Origin of the sequence: Herpetosiphon sp. NSE202 (genome assembly GCF_042688385.1) — a bacterium.
Taxonomy (GTDB): Bacteria; Chloroflexota; Chloroflexia; order Chloroflexales; family Herpetosiphonaceae; genus Herpetosiphon.
Window position 1 is genome coordinate 118,169 of the sequence record NZ_JBHUPY010000007.1, and the last position, 22,379, is coordinate 140,547.

The 22,379-nt window shown below is 49.0% G+C and carries 19 protein-coding genes; 13 read left to right on the top strand and 6 right to left on the bottom strand.

The features are described 5' to 3' along the window. Nucleotides 1-239: 239 nt before the first annotated feature. The 5 genes from ACFMKP_RS10090 (at nt 240) to ACFMKP_RS10110 (ending at nt 4,992) form a co-directional block, all read left to right on the top strand. Nucleotides 240-1,253 (top strand): sensor histidine kinase, encoded by a 1,014-nt coding sequence (locus tag ACFMKP_RS10090; RefSeq protein WP_382291454.1) that lies wholly within the window; start codon nt 240-242, stop codon nt 1,251-1,253. Nucleotides 1,254-1,275: 22 nt separating this feature from the next. Further along, a complete protein-coding gene (locus ACFMKP_RS10095) occupies nt 1,276-1,989 on the top strand; it encodes a response regulator (protein ID WP_382291456.1) in 714 nt (237 codons plus the stop codon). An 88-nt stretch (nt 1,990-2,077) separates the two neighbouring features. Then, the gene (locus ACFMKP_RS10100) at nt 2,078-3,184 is read left to right on the top strand and encodes a DegT/DnrJ/EryC1/StrS family aminotransferase (protein ID WP_382291458.1); all 1,107 of its coding nucleotides are present in this window, start codon (nt 2,078-2,080) and stop codon (nt 3,182-3,184) included. 169 nt (nt 3,185-3,353) lie between these two features. Beyond that, on the top strand, nt 3,354-4,262 hold the full coding sequence (locus tag ACFMKP_RS10105) for an undecaprenyl-diphosphate phosphatase (protein WP_382291459.1): 909 nt from the start codon (nt 3,354-3,356) through the stop codon (nt 4,260-4,262). Nucleotides 4,263-4,299: 37 nt separating this feature from the next. Then, nucleotides 4,300-4,992 (top strand): hypothetical protein, encoded by a 693-nt coding sequence (locus ACFMKP_RS10110; RefSeq protein WP_382291461.1) that lies wholly within the window; start codon nt 4,300-4,302, stop codon nt 4,990-4,992. Between the two features lie 36 nt (nt 4,993-5,028). Here the strand turns inward: ACFMKP_RS10110 and ACFMKP_RS10115 are convergent, their stop codons facing one another. The 3 genes from ACFMKP_RS10115 to ACFMKP_RS10125 form a co-directional block, all read right to left on the bottom strand. Next, on the bottom strand, nt 5,029-5,628 hold the full coding sequence (locus ACFMKP_RS10115) for a DUF333 domain-containing protein (protein WP_382291463.1): 600 nt from the start codon (nt 5,626-5,628) through the stop codon (nt 5,029-5,031). Between the two features lie 110 nt (nt 5,629-5,738). Next, the gene (locus tag ACFMKP_RS10120) at nt 5,739-6,146 is read right to left on the bottom strand and encodes an EVE domain-containing protein (protein ID WP_382291465.1); all 408 of its coding nucleotides are present in this window, start codon (nt 6,144-6,146) and stop codon (nt 5,739-5,741) included. Nucleotides 6,147-6,217: 71 nt separating this feature from the next. Beyond that, nucleotides 6,218-6,820 (bottom strand): superoxide dismutase, encoded by a 603-nt coding sequence (locus ACFMKP_RS10125; protein WP_382291467.1) that lies wholly within the window; start codon nt 6,818-6,820, stop codon nt 6,218-6,220. A gap of 917 nt (nt 6,821-7,737) precedes the next feature. On the opposite strand from ACFMKP_RS10125, the gene ACFMKP_RS10130 reads away from it, so the two are divergent. Next, nucleotides 7,738-10,263 (top strand): DUF3656 domain-containing protein, encoded by a 2,526-nt coding sequence (locus ACFMKP_RS10130; protein WP_382291469.1) that lies wholly within the window; start codon nt 7,738-7,740, stop codon nt 10,261-10,263. A gap of 114 nt (nt 10,264-10,377) precedes the next feature. Here the strand turns inward: ACFMKP_RS10130 and ACFMKP_RS10135 are convergent, their stop codons facing one another. From ACFMKP_RS10135 to ACFMKP_RS10145, 3 genes are all read right to left on the bottom strand, one after another. Next, entirely contained in the window at nt 10,378-11,163 is a 786-nt protein-coding gene (locus tag ACFMKP_RS10135) for a PhzF family phenazine biosynthesis protein (RefSeq protein ID WP_382291471.1), read from the bottom strand. Between the two features lie 337 nt (nt 11,164-11,500). Beyond that, entirely contained in the window at nt 11,501-12,385 is an 885-nt protein-coding gene (locus ACFMKP_RS10140) for an alpha/beta hydrolase (RefSeq protein ID WP_382291473.1), read from the bottom strand. 2 nt (nt 12,386-12,387) lie between these two features. Then, the gene (locus ACFMKP_RS10145) at nt 12,388-13,911 is read right to left on the bottom strand and encodes a protein kinase (protein ID WP_382291475.1); all 1,524 of its coding nucleotides are present in this window, start codon (nt 13,909-13,911) and stop codon (nt 12,388-12,390) included. Nucleotides 13,912-14,173: 262 nt separating this feature from the next. Here ACFMKP_RS10145 and cas10 point away from each other — a divergent pair, with 262 nt between their 5' ends. The 7 genes from cas10 to csx2 are packed head-to-tail and all read left to right on the top strand — an operon-like array spanning nt 14,174 to nt 22,377. Then, nucleotides 14,174-15,997: a type III-B CRISPR-associated protein Cas10/Cmr2 gene (gene cas10 / locus ACFMKP_RS10150; protein WP_382291476.1), complete on the top strand. Its 1,824-nt coding sequence runs from the start codon at nt 14,174-14,176 to the stop codon at nt 15,995-15,997. Between the two features lie 33 nt (nt 15,998-16,030). Further along, nucleotides 16,031-17,386 (top strand): type III-B CRISPR module-associated protein Cmr3, encoded by a 1,356-nt coding sequence (locus tag ACFMKP_RS10155; RefSeq protein ID WP_382291478.1) that lies wholly within the window; start codon nt 16,031-16,033, stop codon nt 17,384-17,386. Beyond that, nucleotides 17,376-18,821, top strand: coding sequence for a type III-B CRISPR module RAMP protein Cmr1 (cmr1, locus tag ACFMKP_RS10160; RefSeq protein WP_382291480.1), 1,446 nt, complete (start codon nt 17,376-17,378; stop codon nt 18,819-18,821). Before ACFMKP_RS10155 ends, cmr1 begins: the two co-directional genes overlap by 11 nt. 42 nt (nt 18,822-18,863) lie before the next feature. Further along, nucleotides 18,864-19,760, top strand: coding sequence for a type III-B CRISPR module RAMP protein Cmr4 (cmr4, locus tag ACFMKP_RS10165; protein WP_382291482.1), 897 nt, complete (start codon nt 18,864-18,866; stop codon nt 19,758-19,760). 10 nt (nt 19,761-19,770) lie between these two features. Then, nucleotides 19,771-20,196 (top strand): type III-B CRISPR module-associated protein Cmr5, encoded by a 426-nt coding sequence (gene cmr5 / locus ACFMKP_RS10170; protein WP_382291484.1) that lies wholly within the window; start codon nt 19,771-19,773, stop codon nt 20,194-20,196. Beyond that, nucleotides 20,193-21,053: a type III-B CRISPR module RAMP protein Cmr6 gene (cmr6, locus tag ACFMKP_RS10175; protein WP_382291486.1), complete on the top strand. Its 861-nt coding sequence runs from the start codon at nt 20,193-20,195 to the stop codon at nt 21,051-21,053. Before cmr5 ends, cmr6 begins: the two co-directional genes overlap by 4 nt. A gap of 16 nt (nt 21,054-21,069) precedes the next feature. Continuing rightward, a complete protein-coding gene (csx2, locus tag ACFMKP_RS10180; RefSeq protein WP_382291488.1) occupies nt 21,070-22,377 on the top strand; it encodes a TIGR02221 family CRISPR-associated protein in 1,308 nt (435 codons plus the stop codon). Nucleotides 22,378-22,379 lie beyond the last annotated feature (2 nt).

Sequence of the window (22,379 nt, forward strand, 5' to 3'; positions counted from 1 at the left end):
GGATTAGGCCTCGTGTGCAGCAGCAGTGTCATCCTATTGTAGCATCTCGATCAAGCCATCTCAATCGTTAGAATCGGCTATTTACCAAGCCTGCTATGCTGAAAACCCTTGACACCCAAGCCATGCGGGGGATTAGGATTAAAATCCCCCCGTGAGGGGGTCAAACGGCTGTTGCATCACCCGTATGGCGTGCTATACTTCAGATCTCAGAACTAGTACGATGATGGAAGGAAGTCCTTGTGGCTGATGCAGCAGCGTTACTTACCCAAGCACAGACCCAATTGGCGCATGCCTTGCATGCCTTGCGAAGTGAGGCGGCGCAACTGCGCGAGCAACATACCGCAATTACCCAACAAGGACGCAAAATGTATCGCACTGCCGATGAACTGGCGGTGCAACGAACCTTCGCCGAACAACTCAACACGCCAGCGGTTGGCCGTTTGCGCCAACAAGAAGCAGAGTTGCGCAGCAAAATGGCGGCGATCGATGCCAAAACGAGTGCCACTGCTGAAGCGCTCAAACGCCTCGAACAGCTCATTCGCCAAATTGAGATGAGCAGCACCAGCCTCAGTGGCACAACCAGCATTGGCCAACAAAATGATCCGTGGGCCTTAGCCTTACGTGGTCAGATTATCCAAGGCCGCGAAGACGAGCGCTTACGCCTGGCCCGTGAAGTCCACGATGGGCCAGCCCAAGTTTTAGCCAACGTCTTGATGGGCTTGGAACATGCCATGAATTTGCAGCAGGGTAATCCGGCCCAGCTTGAACCATTTTTAAACGAATTACGCAGTGCTGCTCGCCAAGGGCTCCACGAAGTGCGCGGCTTTATCGCCGATTTGCGGCCAGGGGCACTCGACCAAGGTTTCCCCACCGCCTTGGCCGATTATGTCCAGAAATATCAACAAACCACCAAGGTCAAAGTCACAATTGACCTGCTCCACTGGCCAACCCGCCTTCCTGCTGAAGCTGAGATTGTGCTCTATCGGGTAACACAAGAAGCATTGCAGAATATTCACAAACATGCGCGCAATGCCAATGTTTTGATCCGCAGTGTGTTACAAGGCAACCTGCTGATCGTCACCATCCGCGACGATGGCCCAGGCTTTGATCCACGTGAAGTTGTGCGGCGCTCTGGCAAAGAGAGTTGGGGATTGACCAGTATGCGCGAACGAGTCGCCTTACTTGGCGGAGATTTTGCCATTGCTTCACGCCCAGGGGCTGGCACTGAAGTGACCATCAGGATTAGCATCTAAGCTCACCCAGAAGGAGATACCCATGGAGCAAATTCGCGTTCTTATCATTGATGATCACCCGCTTTTTCGCCAAGGCATCTGCTGGAGCCTCGGCCAAGAAAAAGATATTGAGGTGATCGGCCAAGCAGAAAATGGCGCTGAGGCGATTAAGCTCACCGAAACGCTCAACCCCAATGTTGTGCTCTTGGATATTAATTTGCCAGGCTTGAATGGCTTGGAAGTTGCTCGCGTGCTCAAACGCCGCGCCCCACGCATGGGCATTATTGTGCTCAGCATTCACGACGACGATGAGCAATTGTTCAACGCCATCAAGGCTGGCGCTGCTGCCTATGCATCCAAGGAAATCGATCCCACCCAACTCGTAGGCATGATTCGCGATGTGGCCCACGGTCGCTATGTGATCAACGAAAGCGTTATGTCAAAGCCACATGTTGCCACCCGCGTGCTCAACCAATTTCGCGAGCTTTCGAATGTTGCCAACAGCAGCGAAGATACCTCGGCGATGTTTGCGCCCTTGACCAGCCGCGAAATTGAAATTCTCGATTGTATTGCCCGCGGCCTCTCCAACAAAGAGATTGCCAACCAACTTTCAATTAGCGGTCAAACCGTCAAAAACCATATCACCTCAATTCTCAGCAAGCTCCAAGTCAACGACCGCACGATGGCTGTTATTCATGCTATTCAACAAGGTTGGATCAAACTAGGCTATGATGAAAGTCGCAGTCGCACCGCTTGACGAACAGACCGTCTCTCGGCTAAAGTTGGCCCATCGCTGGTAATTGGCAGCCTCGCTCCGGCGGGGCTGTTCTTTTTTGGGGGGATTAATGTCGATTGCATTTAACGATCTTGGGCGGCATGTGGCCACAATGGAAGCAGAGATCGAGGCCGCCAGCCTGCGGGTGTTACGCAGTGGCTGGTTTGTGCTTGGCCCAGAAGTTCGCGCCTTTGAAGCAGAATGGGCAGCCTATTGTGGCGCACGCCATTGCATCAGCCTCGCCACTGGCACCGATGCCTTGATCTTGGGGCTACGCGCCTTGGGCTTGCAAGCAGGCGACGAAGTGCTGACCGTGGCCAATGCAGGCAGTTACACAACCTTTGCCACCCACACAGTTGGCGCAACCCCACGCTATGTCGATGTTGATCCACAGCACTACACGCTTGATCCAAGCCAATTGGCGGCTGCAATTACGCCCCGCACCAAAGTGATTGTGCCGGTGCACTTGTATGGCCAAGTTGCCAATCTCGAAGCAATTTTGGCAGTTGCCGCCGATCATCAGTTGCCGGTGATCGAAGATTGTGCCCAAGCCCATGGGGCACGCTACCAAGGCCAGCCCGTTGGCACATTTGGCGCTTTAGCCACATTCTCATTCTACCCAACCAAAAATTTAGGCGCGTTGGGCGATGGCGGGGCAATTATCACCAACGATGATGCCCTTGCTGCCAAAATCAAACAATTGCGCACCTATGGCTGGGCCAACAAATATCAAGTGACGCTTGAACATGGCACCAACAGCCGCCTCGATGAGTTGCAAGCTGCGATTTTGCGGGTCAAATTAGCCCATCTTGATGCCCAAAATGCACGCCGCCAAGCCTTGGCAGCCCGCTACAATGCAGGCCTCGCTGCCACCCCAATCCAATGCCCACAGCTCGATGATGCTCAGCATGTGCAGCATTTGTATGTGGTGCGGGTTGCCGCCGAACAGCGTCAAGCTTTGCGCGATCATTTGCAAGCAGCAGGCATTGGCAGCGATATTCACTATCCAATTGCCGATCATCAGCAGCCAGCTTGGGCCGAGCGCTATCAGGATGTGCATTTGCCAGTAACTGAAGCGCTCAGCAACGAAATTCTATCGTTGCCCTGCTATCCAGAGCTAAGCGATGCAGAGGTTGATCAAGTGATTCACTGCATTCAAGCCTTTTTTGCCAAATAGCATCAATATTGAGCAGGCAGCAGCCAACCAGCATTTCGCTATGGGTGCTGCTGCCGCTAAAACCTCAGTTTAGCCCCATGCGTCAAATTGCCATCTCACCTATCCTGCGTATAATGCAAATCGCTGGCCATCGGCTCGATGGCTATTTATTTGAACACAAGGATGAGCTATGGCACAAACATCACTCGAACAAACCGACCTTTCGCCACGGCGCGAGGCCTTACAGCTGTGGATTCCCTTGGGAATTGTGCTGTTTTTGACAGTTGTCACCGCCTTTTTTCTAACTGGCCAATATCAAATTGCCGCTGGCAAGGGCATTGTGCAAGGCTTAGGCGAGCCATTGCCAATTTCCTCGTCGGCGCATTTAATTGTTGTGCCATGGTTTTTCGATTGGCATGATCCGTTTTTCCAAACTCAAACCTTCGACGTTGCGCTGCATATGGGCACATTAATTGCGCTCTTGCTGTTTTTTTGGCGCGATTGGTTGAATTTAGTTTTGCACATGCATCAACCACGCAGCCAACAAGGCCAAATGTTTTGGTTTATCGTCTTGGCCTCAATTCCAGCAGGGATTGTGGGCTTGCTGCTCGATAGCTTGGCCGAAGAATATTTCATTGATAAATATTTGGTGATTGCCGCCACGATGAGCATTATGGGCGTTGTGTTGTATATTGCTGATCGCTTTGCACCGCGCCGCTATGAGCTAAGCGACCTCACGTGGAAACATGCCTTGCTGGTTGGTTGCGCCCAAGCCTTGGCTTTGATTCCTGGGGTTTCGCGCTCTGGCAGCACCATGACGATGGGTCGGGCGTTGGGCTTTACCCGCGAAACCGCCGCTCGTTTCTCGTTTTTGATGGCGATTCCGATTACCTTTGGGGCGGGCGTGCTCAAACTACGCGATATTGATAGCTCGCAATTGACTGCACCCTTTTGGCTTGGGATTAGCGTCTCATTCGTGGTCGGTGCCTTGGCGGTTGGCTTCTTGCTGCGCTATGTTCGCACCAACTCGTTTTTGCCATTTATCATCTATCGGCTGATCTTAGCAGCGGTCATTGTGGCCGTCTATGTAGCTCGCTAAGCTGGTTGTTCTGGCCGAATTGATTGCAGGAGCACACATGATTTGTAGCGCGTGCCAAGCCCAAGTTCGCGATGGCGCTGAGCATTGTCAGGCCTGTGGAGCGAAAATCGTTCAAGCAGCAGCAACGCCAGCCACTGGACCATTGCCCCAAACCAAAGCAAGCAAACCACGCCGGCGCTGGGTTAAATCGTGGTGGAGCTTTATTCTCGGTGTATTAAGCACAGGCGTGATCTTGCCACTGGTCGCAATTATTGGCTTGTGGATTTTTGGTGGCACGAATCAAGCGCGCACGCCTTCAGCAGTACCTGATCAGCGCCCAGACATTAGCGTTGATGTTGATCATAGCTATATCGAACAGGCAATTGCCACCAACCCCGATTTTCACAATCCGTTGGTGGTCTTGGGCAATCATCCACAAGGCGGCGTGGCCATGACCGTGACGCTTGGCTATGGTTTGCCCTTGGTTGGCGTGCAAACGATTCAGGCTCGCACCCAAATTGCCGCAATTGATGGCAACCTCGTGGTCACAACCGAGAGCGTTGGCTTGGGCAAAAATGGCGGGCTTGGCATTCCTGGCTCGTTTATCGAAAATATGCTTAGCTCAACCCTTAACCAAGAGATTGACAAACGGCTGCGCTCAAATCCGCAACTAGAGATTGCAATTATCAACACCAGCGCCAGCAATCAAGTGTTGCGGGTTGCAGCAATTATCAATGCCAAGCCAAAGTAAAACCCTTGCTCAGCGTGGAGCCAAGGGTTGGGTTGCTTACTCGCTAATCTCAAGCTCAAGCACAAAGCGTTGATCTGGTTCGCCAGCTTCGAAGACACGTTGATAGACCAACTCAAAACGGCCTGAACCAACTTCGGCTGCTTGAAATGAGAAGGTTTCCGTGCCGCCAGAGCCTGGCTTTGGATTCGGATCGCTCGATTGATATTGCGCTTGGCCTTGTTGCTCCAACAGGTTGCCAGCATCAGGGCCAACGCTCCAACGATAGCCAGTGCTTGGGTTGCTAGCCAGCACAATTTGAATCCGATCGCCTTTTCTGAGCTTCAGCGTACGCTTGTTATCCTGCATCGTTAGTTCGTAAACGCGGATATTCGCTTGATTTTGGCTTGTTGGGGCACACTCGCCGCGCTGAAAAGCCCATTCTTCACATTCGCTACCATCAGGAAAGCCACAAAAACCAGTTTGATTGCCAGCAGCATCTTGGCGAATCGTCAGCGTGCCACCGTTCTCAGTACAAAAGACTGAGGCTGGATTAGCCAGATCAAGCGCTGGCACTGGCGTTGCGCGATTTGCGCCACAAGCAATCAGTACACTCGCGATTAGGCCAACTCCCAAGCACATCATTGATTGACGAATCATCTCTATAGCTCCATTGCGATTAATTTCAGCTAAGCCTTATAGTTTGCAATTGCACGCGATAAACACCGCTACCAGCGAGCTTGTTCCGCATTGGGCTAGCAAGCACAAGCTTAGCGCGCAGCTTGATCGATAATCCAAGCCCATTGTTCAGGGCTGCATGCCACCACCGAAAGCCGCGATTGGCGCACCAACATCCAATCGGCCAAGCTTGGCTCGGCTTTGATTTGGGCCAACGTAACTGCCTGTTTGAGCGCAACCACTGGCTCAATCTCGACCACCACATGCTTTGGGTTCTCGCTGGTTGGATCAGGGTAGGCGCTGCGACTCACTTGGGCAATCCCGACTGCGGCGCGCACATCGCCGCTATGATAGATCAAACACTGATCCTCAAGCTGCATTGCACGTAAATTGATCAAGGCTTGGGCATTGGTCACACCATTCCAAACGGTAGAACCATCACGTACCAAATCATCCCAACTAAACTCGTTTGGCTCAGTTTTGAGCAACCAATAGGCCATGGCAGCGGCTCCTTAACTCAAAAGCACGGATGGTTTGAGCCATCCGTGCTAAAACATGCGCTTAATCAAGCTTACTTATCGTTTTCAGCGACCTTGTTCCAATCCAGCACTTCCCACCATGTTTTGATGTAATCTGGGCGACGGTTTTGGTAGCGCAAGTAGTATGCGTGTTCCCAAACATCCAAGCCCAACAATGGAGTTTGGCCTTCCATGACTGGTGAGTCTTGGTTGGCGGTGCTGGTTACGGCCAATGTACCATCGGCATTGCGCACCAACCAAGCCCAGCCTGAGCCGAAGCGGGTGGTTGCAGCCTTAGCAAATTGTTCTTTAAAGGCATCCAACGAGCCAAACGTGGCGGTGATTTCTTCGCCAAGTTTGCCAGCTGGTTCGCCGCCACCGTTGGGGCTGAGGATATTCCAGAACAAGCTGTGGTTGGCGTGTCCGCCACCATTGTTGCGCACAGCGGTACGAATATCTTCTGGCAAGCTGTTCAAATCGCTGATCAATTCGTGCAATGATTTGCTTTGCAATTCGGGATACTTTTCCAAGGCAGCGTTGAGGTTATTCACATAGGCAGCATGGTGCTTGCCATGGTGAATTTCCATGGTTTGCGCATCGATTGCTTTTTCTAAGGCATCGGTTGCATACGGCAACGCTGGCAGTTCAAAAGCCATTGTATGGACTCCTTTTGAGCTCAATGATGCGTCTGTTGGCGCATCAACACACGGTTCCCACATCTATTGTAGCAGAAGTTGGGCCACGCTTGATGCCAATCTTGCGCACATTTGCGATTGGGGATCGGTTGTTGGGGATCGGGGATCGGGAACGGCGAAGAGCGCGAAGGGATGAGGGATCAGGGGTCAGCGAAACGGAACCACGAAGAGCGCGAAGAACACGAAGGGAAGTTTTAACGCAGCGGCACAGAGGAAATGAGGGTATTGGCTATTTGTACTGGTTCATGAGGTTAACCGCGGCTTGATCCCCTCACCCCAACCCCTCTCCCACTGAACGCGGGCGAGGGGCTTTCATCCTGTGGTTCTGCCGCACGGCGGGGTGAAAATGGGTGCTCCCCCTCGCCCGCCACGTGGGAGAGGGGGCTGGGGGGTGAGGGGACACGGTTGCCAATCCAATGAACCAGTATAGCTATTGGCTAGCGGAAAATGAGTAAATTTGGCAAAGACGCTGGGCATTGAAGATGTACCCGATCCCCAGCCCCTGGCCCCCGATCCCCACTTCTACCGCGAAGAGCGCAAAGGGCACGAAGGTGAGGGAGTAGGTGTAATGATTTATTTGGATAGAAACCATTGACGTTCCCTCACCCCCAGCCCCTCTCCCACTGCACGCGGGCGAGGGGAGCCGACCATTGTTCGCCAAGGAATTGCGGGCGAACCAGAGCGTTAAGGCCCCTCGCCCGCGCCACGGGAGAGGGGTTGGGGTGAGGGAATCATATCCGCAAGCATCAATATCTCATTGAACCCAACGCTCTACATTCAATCCAAGCACCCAATTGGCTAAAATGTGTTAAGCTTAATCCTAACGATGATTAATCACGGGCAATCACGATTGCCACCACCATAGATTTAGGAATCTCATGAGCGAACAACGCCGTTTTCCCAAGCCCGAAGTGATGAGTCCAGCGGGCTATTGGCCGCAGTTGCACGCCGCAATCGAAGCAGGCGCAGATGCGGTTTATTTTGGCTTGAAACATTTTACTGCTCGCGCCAAGGTTGGGTTCACCCTTGGTGAATTGCCCGACGTGATGCGCACCTTGCATCAACGTGGCGTGCGAGGCTTTGTAACCTTCAATACCTTGGTGTTTGAGCACGAATTGCGCGAAGCCACCCGCTCGTTGGCCGCCATTGCCGAAGCCGGAGCCGATGCGGTGATTGTGCAAGATATTGGCATCGCCCAACTTGCCCGCCAAATCGCCCCTGAAATGGAAGTGCATGGCAGCACTCAAATGAGCATCACCAGCGCCGAGGGCGTTGAGTTGGCCCGTAAATTCGGAGCCAATCGGGTTGTGCTGGCGCGCGAATTATCGCTCGATGAGATTGCCGCAATTCGCCAAGCAACCGATTGCGAGCTTGAAATGTTCGTCCATGGCGCGCTGTGCGTCTCATATTCTGGCCAATGTTTCTCCTCGGAAGCGTGGGGCGGGCGTAGCGCCAATCGTGGCCAGTGCGCCCAAGCCTGCCGTTTGCCCTATCAAATGTTGGTTGATGGTAAGCACAAACCCTTAGCTGATGCGCGCTATTTGCTATCGCCAGGCGATTTATACGCAGTGCCCTTGATGCACGACATTATCAAATTGGGCATTTCGTCGCTGAAAATCGAAGGCCGCTACAAAGATGCAGATTATGTGGCCTTGACCACCAGCGCCTATCGCAAAGCTGTTGATGAAGCATGGGCTGGCTTGCCCTTGAGCATCACGCCCGCCGAAGAATTACAATTAGAGCAAGTCTATTCGCGTGGCTTAGGCACGTTTTTCATCGGCGGAACCAATCATCAAACCGTGGTTAATGGCCGTGCACCGCGCCATCGCGGCGTATTGATGGGCTATGTCAGCGATATTTATGGCGAACGGATTGTGCTCAAGCCACATGAAAATCATACAATCGCGCCGCTCAAAGCTGGCGATGGCGTGGTATTCGATGCAGCCAATTGGCGCAGCCCCGAAGAACGCGAAGAAGGCGGGCGAATTTATGGCATCGAAGCGTTGCCAACTGGCGAAATTGAGTTGCGCTTTGGCCCGCAAGCAATCAGAGCCAATCGGATTCGGGTTGGCGATTTGATTTGGCGCAGCCACGACCCTGAGCTTGATCGCGCTGCCAAGCCATTTTTAGAGGCCGCCGCGCCAGTTGCCAAACAACCGTTACACTTGCATGTGGTTGCTCACGAAGGCCAGCCTTTGCAATTAACCTGGACGCTTAGTAACCAGCCTGAATTGAGCGTAACAGTCCAATCACCAGAGCCATTGCCACGTTCGCAAAACCGGGCTTTAACCAACGAATTTTTGTACGATCAGGCCAGCCGTTTGGGCAACACCGCCTATAATTTGGCCGAAATGCAGGTTGATAGCAGTGGCCAGCCATTTGTGCCAAGCTCATTGCTGAATAATTTGCGCCGCCAAGCAATCGAACAACTCAGTGCCTTGCAAGCAGCCGCGCCAATGCGCCAAATTCAAGCACCGCTCGATGTGTTGGCTCAAGCCCAGCAAAACTTGCAGCCAGCAGTTAGCCCAACCAGCACGCCGCAATTGCATATTTTGGTGCGCACGCCTGAGCAATTGCAAGCAGCCTTGGCTGCAAAGCCAGCCAGCATCACGCTCGATTATTTGGAACTCTATGGGTTGAAGCCAGCAGTTGAATTGGTGCAATCGCATGGCATCAAAGCGCGTGTGGCCAGCCCACGGGTGCTTAAGCCCAGCGAACAGCGCATCATTCACTTTTTGCTCAAACTTGGTTGCGAAATTGTGGTGCGCTCGACGGGCTTGCTCGAAGCCTTGCGCCACGAGCAACACCCAGCATTAATTGGCGATTTCAGCCTGAATGCAGCCAATAGTGTGACCGCCAATACGTTGCTTGAATTAGGTTTGGAGCGCATCACGCCAACCCACGATTTGAACGCGGCGCAGGTGACGGCTTTGGCACAACAATTGGGCAGTGCCGCAATCGAAGTCATTGCCTATCAACATTTGCCCGTGTTCCACACCGAGCACTGCGTATTTTGCCGCTTCCTCTCAAATGGCACGAGCTTCAAAGATTGCGGCCATCCTTGCGAGAAACATCGGGTCGAATTACGCGATCTGAATGGTCGCGCCCATCCAGTCATGGCCGATGTTGGCTGCCGCAATACGGTGTTTGGCGCAGAGGCCCAAACCGCGGTCGAGCATCTTGAGGAATGGCAGGCCGCCGGAATTGTGCATTATCGCTTGGAGTTTGTGCACGAAACCGCCGAACAAGTTGCAAGCGTGATCGCCGCCTTCGATCGCACGCTGCAAGGCCAGCAATCTAGCGCCGCCTTGGCCGAGCAATTGCGCAAGGCAGCGCCGCAAGGCATTACCCAAGGCAGCTTGTTTATTCCCAACGATTACCTGCGCGTGCCGTTGATGCAGTAGCATTTGGGGATTGGTTGTTGGGGATCGGGGATCAGGGGCTGGGGATCGGGAATGTGGGACTAGCATAGGCTGCATTTGATGGAGCTTGCGCTAGTCCCTCTTACTTTTCAGTAGTTAAATTTCAATCTTGCCTTCAAGATAGAAGACACACGAGCCAGCCAATTCAACACGGTCGCCAACCAGCCGACAATTAATTTCGCCGCCCCGCTGCGAGGCTTGATAGGCGCAGAAACTGGTTTTAGCCAAGCGCTCGGCCCAATAGGGGATTAATGCACAGTGGGCAGCACCAGTCACCGGATCTTCAGGGATGCCCTTGGCGGGCGCAAAATAGCGGCTGACAAAATCATAGCCCTGATCGCCAGGCGCAGTTACTACCACGCCACTGCGATCAAGTTGGGCGATTACCGCTAGATTTGGTTTTAGCTCACGCACAAGCTGGGCATGCTCAAGCAGCGCCGTATAATTCACTGCATCACTCAGCACTTCAACTGGCATCACCCCCAAGGCTTCGGCCAAACCCATTGGCAATGCAACCCGCTGCCATGGCCGAATTGGAAAATTCAGCACATAACCATCGTCATTTTTGCTGACCATCAATGGCCCACTTTTAGAGGAAAAGGTGACTTGGCTACGAGTTGGCTCTAAACGCTCGATCACCACCGCTGCACTTGCCAAGGTCGCATGGCCACACAGCGCCACCTCAGTGACTGGCGTAAACCAGCGAATTGCATATTGCTCGCCAGTCGGCACGATGAATGCCGTTTCGGCCAAATTATTTTCGCTGGCAATCGCGTGTAACACCGCATCAGCAGGAAATTCATCAAACAGCACAACCGCCGCTGGGTTGCCTGAAAAGCGCCGCGTCGTAAACGCATCAACTTGAAAGATCGGCACCTGCATTATGAAATCCTCTGCACACCATGATAGAAAAATTTAGGGATCAGGGACTAGTTGCCAGGGTTCAGAAAAGTGCTCGTTGAAAAGGAGTATTAATTGATCTTCTGGCCCCTAGCTGTACTGATACATCAAGTTAACCACTGCCTGATCCCCTCACCTCAACCCCTCTCCCATCCGCTGGGCGAGGGGCTTTAAACGCGTGGTTCTCCGCAATTGCTTGGCGAAAAATAGTCGGCTCCCCCTCGCCCGCGTTCAGTGGGAGAGGGGGTTGGGGGGTGAGGGGGCATGGTTGCCAACCGAATGAACCAGTACACCTAGCCTCTGAACCCTAGCCCCTAACTTACAAATAACGCTCGAAAAACTCGGCCACTCGTTTAACATAGGCTGGCCGATCGGCGAAATACGCGCCACAATGCGGCATATCTTCGACAATCCAAAGTTCTTTGGGGCCTTGGGCGGCAGCATGCAAATCGTAGGCATCAATCACCGGAATCACGGTATCGCCAGTGCAATGAATAACCAGCAAAGGCCGTTGCCCATAGCGAATCAAGGCCTCGATTGGCCGCACTGATTCAAAGCGATAGCCATAGCGACGGGCCGTAATCTGGTCGGCCAACGCCCGCAACGGACGCTGCGGCAAACGCCGATTAGCAAAGGCAAAATCAACTAAGTTGGCCATTTCGGCAAAGCTGCTATCAGCAACGACTGCCTTGACTGCTGGTTGGTCGGCGCTGCCTAACAGACTCACCGCCGCGCCCATCGAATAGCCAAGCACCCCAATTTGGGCCTCTGGCATGCGCTCTTGCACATAGTTGATCGCGCCGTGCAAATCACCAACTTCGTGATAGGCCAACGAACAAATTGAATCGTCGCTATCGCCACGCCCACGAAAATCAAAAATTAATACATTCATGCCAGCGCGCCACAAACCTGAGCCAATACCCAGCAACTCATCTTTGCGCCCACGATGACCGTGGCAGCCAATCACAACCCGCTTACTTTCAGGCCGCGCCAGCCACCAAGCCCGAATTTGCAAGCCATCGACCGAATTAAAGCGCACTTCTTCCCAATCAACGCCAGTTTCAAACGGCGTGAAGGCAAACAGGGTTTCCCGTTTGAGCGCGGCGGTCGGGCCACTCAAACGATGAGCAGCATAGGCAGCAATTCCGGCGAGCGTACTAGCGGCGGCACTTAGGCCCGCCCCAACCAACAATTTGCGTTTCATAACTACTCGATACTAAAGACCATCTCAACATCGCCAATCCGAATTCGGTCGCCGGGCCGCAGATGGTGCGGTTGATAGGCGGTCATCGGCACGCCGTTGATACTGGTGCCATTGATGCTGCCCAAATCAATTAATAAATGATGATCGCCCTGTTGCTCGATCACAGCGTGGCGACGGGAAGCTACGCCACGATCATGCTCAGCCAAATCGATCTCAGGATGATGATTTTGGGCTGGATCGCGCCGCCCAATGCGACAAGGAAAATGGGTTAATGCTAATTCCCAAACCGCGCGCGGCGAGGTAATCACTAATTTTGGCACAGCGCGCTTGATTGCAGCGCCACAACCAGCACAAAATCGCGCATTCGGCTTATTCATGCGCCCACATTGATCGCAAATTGGGCCATTGGCCTGCGGTGGCGGCGACCACGCTGGAGTCTGGACTGGTGGAGCCCATGATGGCACTGGTTGCGGCACTGGCTGCGCCATCGGTTGCTGATAATTGGGCTGTTGCGGCGTACCCCAGGCTGGCGCTGGATTGGGATTCGGATTGCCCCACGCTGGCGCAGGGTTTGGATTACCCCAGGCTGGCGCTGGATTGGGATTCGGATTGCCCCACGCAGGATCAGGATTGTTAAACACTGGCGCTGGCGTTGGCATCATCGTCGGATCATCAAGCTTATCGGGCACGATAACGCCGCGATCGACCGCCAACAAGGCTTGCTCAAACGAAGCCATCGTTTGAAAACGCTTATCGCGATCCATCGCCATCGCTTTGATAATCACCTGTTCCATCTCCGGCGTAACCGATTGATTATGCCGAATCAACGAGCCATCTCTGGGGGTTTGCAAGGGCACAGGCGGCAAATTGGTGAGCATATGCAGCAAGGTCGCGCCCAAAGCATAAATATCCGCGCGGGCATCAGTTTGGCCCTTGCCATACTGCTCTGGTGGCGCATAGCCTGCCGAACCCATCGCCACCGTATCTTTGCTTTTATTGGTTTTGTAGGTGCGCGCCACACCAAAATCGATCAGCTTAATAATGCCCTCAGGCGTAAGCATCACATTCGGCGGCTTCATATCGCGGAAGATAATTGGCGGATTTTGGGTGTGCAAATAATTCAGCACCCGCGCAATTTGAATTCCCCAATTAACTACATCGCGTTGAAAAAATGGCGCATTCGTTTCACGCTGCTTATCTTCAAGCGTTTTACCTTGCACAAACTCCATCACTAGCGTCGGGCGACCAGCCTGATCGAAAGAATCGATCACTTTGGGCAAGTTTGGATGATCGAGCGTTTGCAACAATTGCGATTCTTGGTCGAAAAGCTTGCGATTTTCGGCAATCTCCTCGGGAGCAGCCTCAACTGGTGGGCGCATCTCTTTTAATGCCCAGGTCGAGCCATCGCTCATGCGTTCACAGCGATAGACCGCGCCCATGCCGCCGCGCCCGATGAGGCCGAGAATCCGATATTGATCACGTTGTCCTTGAAGTATCGTGCCATCAGGCAGCAAATCAGCAAACACAGTTTCTCCCGCCGCTACATGATTGCGTAGCTTGTATTATCAACGATTGATCCGTCAAAAGTCAAAGGGTGGTAGCAACCATTAATCAAGAATTAACCATTAAATTGCCCAAAAGCATGCAAGAAATCAGTTTAAATTGCACCTATATCTAAGTAAAGGCTTATGCTCAGCCATTCTAGAATAAAACTTGACTTCCAGCATTGCCCCAAGCCACTCCAACTATACCATGCTCTTTCGCTCGTTAGCTTTCTGAGGAGTTTTGATGACGGACTCTTTACTACTTATCTCGATTGGCCCAGTTCAAGATTTCATTGCAAGTGCCCGCCGCACCCGCGACCTCTGGTTTGGTTCATGGCTGCTTAGCGAACTGGCCAAAGCGGCGGCGAAAAGCATTTATGAACACGAAGGCGATTTAATCTTTCCTTATCCAGCAACGCCAAAAACTGACCTTGCAGCAAACAGTACATTCAACGTCCCTAACAAAATTCTCGCCAAAATTAAAGACGATCCCAAAGCCCAAGCAGTTTTAGCCCGCGAGGCCTTAATCGCTCGATTGAATGAGATTCGCGAGGGAGCATTTGCCAAGGTCAATGGCGAAATTGAGCGAGAGCGAGCGATTGACCAAATCAATTCCTTAGTTGAATTCAATTGGGTTGCATTACCCTTAGCAAGCGATGATACCTATCGTGCAACCCGCCAGCAGCTTGAGCACCTGATGGCAGCCCGCAAAAATACCCGTAATTTTGGCAAGGTAACGTGGGGTACGAACGCGCCAAAATCCTCAATTGATGGCGAACGGGAATCGGTGATTGATGAGAGTTTGTATCCATTACCTAATGAGAAAACCAGAAATCCTACAGCATACGAAGACAAAGTTAGAAGTCTATATCAGAAATTCGGCATCAACGTTGGTGAGCGTTTATCAGGCGTTGATATTCTCAAGCGTCATGGGCAAAAAGGCAAAGATTCAAGATTTCCAAGCACCTCACATATGGCTGCAATTCCAATGTTCAACTTTCTAAATAAGTATGATGAGCTAAATGCCAATATTAGTCTTATTGATGAGTGGAATAGATATATTAATTTTTTCAATAAAAATCCCACTCTGATAAAATATATTAATAATGAAATAACCCCAAATCCTCAACCAATTTTCGGCGATAAGGATGGTTCATTATTATTTGCCGAACGATTCACCGATACATTAGAAGGTGATGATTTATCTGATGCTCGAAATGCACTTGAAGCATTCTATAACGCTTTAGGTGTTAAAAAACCTCCTATTCCCTACTATGCCATTTTGCATGCTGATGGCGATGCTATGGGTAGCGTGATTAATTTCCAATCGGATCTATTTAAACACCAAGCTATTTCCAAACAATTAACGCTGTTTGCAGGAGAAGTCAAATCAATCGTTGAAACGGAATATCAAGGAGCATTAGTTTATTCGGGCGGGGATGACGTTTTAGCATTTTTACCGTTACATACTGCATTGGAATGTGCCGATGCGTTGGCTAAAAAGTTTCAGATTCTGTTAAGCGATTTCAAAAATAAAGAAGATCGTTCACCCACACTCTCGGTTGGCATTGCGATTGTTCACCACTTGGAGCCATTATCCGATGCCTTAGAGTTGGCACGCGCTGCCGAGAAAAAAGCCAAAGCTGTAGCAGGCAAAAATGCGCTGGCCATCAACCTCAGCAAACGTGGCGGCGCAGATCGAATTATCGTTGGCTCATGGATTGAAAGCACATATTCATTTTACAATCGACTTAAAAAATTAATTGAATGGCATCAAAACGATCAAATTCCCCTTGGCTTTGCTTTTGAACTGCATGATTTATCCATCCGACTAAAAGATTTACCTGCCGCAATTTTTCGCGCCGAAGCCAAACGAATTATCGAGCGCAAGCATACCAGCAACGGGATCAAAGTTGACGGTGATATTGCTCAAGCATTACTAGCCATGATTAATGATTTGGTTCCAGAAACGCAGACCGAAGCACACACGATGATCCACCAATTTGCTGATGAAGTGATTATTGCGGAATTTATTGCTCAAGCCAACAAACTGACTACAGGTCAATAATAGCAACTCAATAGGCTTTCAAGGAGTTAATTGATGTCGCGAAATAAACGTCGTGGTTCATCCACAAGAAACCAAGAATCAGAGCCACCAAAACCCAACACTGGTCAATGGCTGATCGAGCCACGTGACCCATTAATCGTTCGTGATGGTCGACCATTTAATAACACGCCTGGAGCCAAAGCCTATACTCAATCATTTCCGCCACCATCAGTTTTAGCGGGGGTTGTTCGAACACAAACTGCCTACGCAACAAATATGCGGCTTACCCTTGATGATGGTCAACCTAATCAACCTAAGCTTGATCTGCTTAAACAAATAAAAATTTATGGGCCATTGCTATTCAAATTGCCCAATCCAAATAAAGAAAAAGATGAGCCTGAATTCCTATGCCCTGCGCCTGCTGATGCATTGTTATTTGAGCTTGAAGCAAAACCATCCGATACTCAAGCAGCAGAATCGACGACATCCGCAGTTTGGCTCCGCCAATTAGTGCCAATTCAGCCTCCTGCTAGGTTTAGTAGCGATTTCAATGAACTTGGCTTGGTTGGTTTAGTCGAGGCTGATGCGCGTAAGCCAGCCAAAGAGCAACCGCAATTTTGGTATTGGGAACATTTTCTGCAATGGTTGCACGATCCAGCAGGATTAATCAATCAAACACACGGTTCTTCAGAACTAAAAACGGCTGATTTGGGCATTAAAGGCTTGCCAATCGATCAACGCACTCATACCCAAATTGATCCTGAGCGCCAGAGCGCCGAAGATGGCCGCTTATTTCAAACTCGTGGGCTGAGCTTTACCCAAGCTAAAGATGACCAACTCGCCGAAGCTCAGCGTTTAGCGCTATTTGTCAAAGCCGACTACAAGCAATCTAATCTTGCAGTCCCAGCAATGAAGCTAGCGCCACTTGGCGGTGAACGTCGTTTGGCTCATTGGCATAGTGTTCCAACAATCAGTTCTTCCCCGTTCGATCAAGCAACCATTGATGCAATTGCGACAAAAATTGGGGAAACAGGAGCATGCCGCCTGATTCTGCTCACGCCATGCATGTTTGAAAAAGGCTATCGCCCAACGTGGCTATGCCGCGATGTTGATGGTGTGCAGCCAACACTTGAGGCAATTGCGATCAAGCGCGCTCAAGTTATTTCAGGCTGGGATTTAGCAATTCGCAAGGCCAAACATACTCGCCGGCTAGCTCCCGCTGGCACTGTCTTGTTCCTCACATTCGCTGAAAAGGAAAATTCGGCGGCAATAGAAGCATGGGTTCGTAAGCTTTGGATGCAGTGCATCAGCGATGAGGAGCAAGATCGCCGTGATGGCTTTGGCTTGGCCGTATTTGGAACTTGGGATGGCGAATTTGCTGAAATCAAGGGAGTATCAAATGAATCGTAAACCAACTATTTCTGCACCAGATCTGGAAAATTATCAATTACCCAATCAATTTACCATTGGCGAACACACCTATATCACCGAAACCCGCACCTATAAGCTGATCACCCCATTGTTTGGTGGTGGCGTTGAAGCTGGAGTGAATGACCCAATCACCCCAATTCGCGCCAGTGGCATTCGCGGCCAATTGCGCTTTTGGTGGCGAGCTATTCGCGGCGGTGGCTATAGTTCAATTGAGAAAATGAGAGAAGAAGAATCGAAAATTTGGGGTAGTGCTAGCACGAGTAGTGATTCAGAAAAAAACCAACAACTTTTTAGATCTGTGCAAATTAATGTTACTGAGGTTATTCATATTGAAGAGCAGGGCGTTCCAATGGTTATTAAACCGTATAAGGTCGAAGAAAAAACAAATGAACCTAATAAATTTATTACCAAACCTAATAAACAAAATGTAGTTCCTCTCTATATTGCTTTTCCACTCCAACCAACTTCAGAGGAAGCACAACAAATAGGAAAAGAAAACAGGCATGACCAAATTAAATACCTTACCAACAACCTCAAATTTACTTTAGAGATCACGTATCCCGAAAGTTTTAAACTTGAAATTCAAGCTGCACTATGGGCATGGGAGACATTTGGTGGGGTTGGTGGTCGTACCCGGCGTGGATTTGGTTCAATTAGAAGAACGGATGATCTAACATACCCCGATACAATGAAAGATTTCAAACCATGGCTTGATACAAATTTTAAAAAGTATAGTTTACTAAAACACCTACATAGATTTCCCCAGCTAGAGATTCACAATTCTCTAAGATTTATGATTTTTTATAAAACAATAAAATCAGGATTATTTGGAATGTGGAGGAATTTAATAGAAAACTTTCGAGATTTTCGTCAAGCAAAAAATGATGATGGTAGAAGTAGTTGGCCTGAACCAAATCAAATCCGTAGAATTACAAAACAACATCTTAAGCATCATAATCCCGATAATGTTCAAGCAGGTCAGCAGCATAAGATAATCAAGGCATTTCCTCGTGCTCAGTTTGGGTTACCAATCATTTTTCAATTTAAAGATAATAGATATGGATCTGATAGAAAAGATTTAGATCCTCGTCCTACAACTCTTGGATTGGTAAATCCTAACGATTCAAAAAAAGAGAGTGAGCGTTTAGCTAGCCCACTTATCTTAAAAACCTTCCAATGTACAAATGGAGATAGCATAGGGTTAGCATTTATTTTATCAGGAACCGAGTTATCTTCAAACATGGAGTTATCACTGAAGGCTAATCCCAGCAACCCTATAGATCCAAAGCCAGAAGATCTTAGGTTTCTATTAAGAGATAATGAAATGCTTGATATAAATTCAATATCTGTAGAAGGAAATATCCTTGAAGCATTTTTAGCCTATCTTGAGGGGAAAATGCCGAAAGAAAAATAATTACGATTCTTCAAACATTCTTATTTAATTGGAGCATAAACCATGAATCTCACCAAACTCGTTTTTGTCCATGCCCTTTCACCACTGCATGCTGGCACAGGCCAAGGCGCTGGGGTCATCGATTTGCCAATTGCCCGCGAAAAAGCCACCAATTTGCCCTATTTGCCAGGTTCATCGCTCAAAGGCCCGTTGCGTGATCGGGCAATGAACGCCAATGAATGCGGAGTGCCCCTCAATAAAACGCCTGAAGAAATTTTCGGACGGTCTGAAACTAATAATTTGACCATGGGGGTGGTGCAATTCTCCGATTTACACTTGCTTTGTTTACCTGTGCGCAGTTTGTTTGGCACATTTGCCTGGGTTAGCTCGACTTATATTCTCAATCGTTTTGCCCGAAGTTTAGCCGATACTCATCAAGCTCAGCTGAGGGAGTTAGCCCCTATCCAGCTTGATGAAGCAACTCAATGCCTTGTAACCCAAAATTCAAGTCTCACTGCAAATACCAAAGTGTATCTTGAAGATCTTGATTTTGTGGCCAAAAACCAGGAGGGGATTCATCAATGGGGAACATTCATCGCTCAGAATATTTTTGACTCAACCACAGAAGCTGAAAAATATTGGCATGATCACTTTATTCAACGTTTATGTATTGTTCACGATAATGTTTTGAGCTTTTTACTCAACACTGCAACCGAAATAACCGCTCGTATCAGCCTTGATGACGATAAAAAAACAGTTAAAAAAGGCGCTTTGTGGTACGAAGAAGCCTTGCCAGCCGAATCAATTTTGACTGGCTTGATGTTGATTGCGCCACCAAAAGCAAACCAAACATATTTAGATGCAATGGCAAACGATCTTACAAATCTTTGTGAAAAACCAATTCAGCTTGGTGGCAAAGCAACCGTTGGGCGCGGAATTTGTCGCGTGATTGTGAAATAGGAGCAGTAGCATGAGTAATTCAGTTTTTCAAACCCGCGATCAGAAATTTGCATCAGTAATTTATCAACAAATCCAAGACATTAAGCAACAGTCTGTGGCAAACCAAAAACGCTATGGTGTAATAGCACATAAATTACCTATATTAATTAGAACTGCTGGGCTTGCTCAAGCATTAGTATTTATTAGTTCAAGGAGTAAGAAAAAAGAGCTTGGCAAAGATGATGAATTTAGTTTATTCCTAACTCATCTTACAAAAACAATAAATATAGATACATCAGATATTGTTGAATATGCTATTAAAGTAGATCTCTCAAAGTATATGTACATAACACAACAGATACTTGATGCACTGTTATGGTATAAACGCTTTGCTCAAAGCGTGCTTGGCATTGAGCCAACCGATCAACTTGATGACGAGCAGGGAGATAAAGAATGAATAGTCGACGTGATCATTTAAATAATATCAAAGTGGATAACATAGCACATGCAGGTTTATGGCTTGATCGTTATTTATATGAACAAAAAAATGACGATGAAAATTCTAAAACGAAGCATTTTGCCGATGTTGCCAATATCGCCAATCAAATGGATCAAACAGGAATCTATGAAGGTTTTTTTAAGCGCTGGGTGAACACATTAAAGGAAATTCCCGCTATTTGCTTGCTAAGAGCTGAAGTAAAAGGCCGAATGGTCGTGGGTCTCGGGACTGAAAGTGTGCTCGAAAACTCGATTACTTTGCAGCGCACCTATGGCATGCCCTACATCCCAGGTAGCGCCTTGAAGGGCTTGGCATCGAGCTTCGCCCACCAACGCCTCGGCCAAGGAGCTGCCAATGCAGATACACCCAACGATTGGGCGAAGGGTGGCAAATTTCATCGCGAATTATTTGGCTCAACCGAGCTAAGTGGCTGTATCAGCTTTTATGATGCCTTGTATATTCCTAAGACGGCCAAAGCTGGAGGCCCATTACATCCCGATGTGATTACTGTGCATCATCCTGAGTATTATCAAGGCAAGAAACAAGCTCCTGCCAAGGGTGATCAAGCGCAAACTATGCCACCAGCCGATTGGGATAGCCCAACCATTATTCCATTTCTGAGCGCGACTGGTCACTATTTGGTAGCACTCAGCGGAGTAGAAGGTTGGTGTAATGCCGCCCGAAGCTTGCTCGCCAATGGCCTGACGCATATGGGCATCGGCGCAAAAACCTCCAGTGGTTATGGCCGGATGGAGCTTGATGCTAACTGTATGACAGAAGAGCAAATTAAATCACTACTTGAAAGCTTAGGTTAATATAAAGGAGCTTGCTATGCGCAAATTAATTTCATTTCTAGGAGCAAATCCACCAAGTAACAACTATAAACGAACGATTTATAAATATGGGCAATTAGAACATGAGTCACTCTATGCGACTGCTGCCATGGCAAAAATTTTCAATTCTGATCAAGTTTATGTATTTGTAACACCTCAAGCTAAATTTAATAATTTCGATTTATTAACCCAACATATGAATGAGGCAAATCTGACCGAACCCATAGCTTGTGACATTCCTATTGGCGAGAATAATACTGAAATCTGGCAAATTTTTAATGCTATTACAAATACGCTCCAAGATGGTGACACAATTATTTTTGATATTACAAATGGTTTGCGTTCATTACCAATTTTAGGATTTATCGCGTGTGCTTATATTACCTCTGTCCGTAAAGTAACAATTGAGCATTTAGTCTATGGAGCATTTGAAGTAAAGAAAGATATTATGCTTTCTGACGGAGATCCTGCAACTGAATCGCCTGTTTTCGATCTGACTCCATTTTTAACCTTGCTCGACTGGACAACCGCCACCAACACCTTTATTCAAACAGGCCGCGCCGAACAGCTTACTAAACTTGCTGAAACGTTTAAAAACGATGCAGTTGAAGGTTTTGCCAAACAAGTACACAAACTTTCACAAGAATTATTAACCACCCGCCCAGTTGGCGTAATTCAAGCAGCCTCAGGCTTTGAGCAAGCTTTAGCCAAGGTTGAGGCCGCCGTGCAACAAAACCCAGCCATGCAGCCGTATCAACAGTTGTTAGAACGAATTAAAGATGAATATAGCCCATTTGCGATTGCTACTGATCCGCTGGCAGATTTGACTGAGGCCTATCGCCAAGCCCGATCTGATCAACAAGGCTTTTTGCGGATTCAAATAAAAATGATTCGCCAATATTTGGATAAAGGTCTACCAATTCAGGCAATGACTTTAGCTCGCGAGTGGTTAGTTTCGCTAGGAGTTTATCATCAAGGAAGCCACGATATTTTCAATTATAAAGATCGAGAGGTTATTGCTCGAATGCTCAACCAAAATTCATGGAGCGAAGATCCACGTCCTACAGAAACCCTTCAACCACATCTAAAGCAAATTAGGGAAGTTTGGTCAGGGATTACCCTCGACCCAAATGATAAAACCGAAGCCACGAATCATGTTCGAAACGATATTGCCCACTGTGGAATGACTCCAGTTTTTATCAAGAATGGTCGAAAGCAACTAAATGTGCGCACAGCTGCTGATATTATTGACCAAACAATCAAAATCTGTGATCGTTTAGAAAGTTTATTAGCAACGATCGTTTGAAG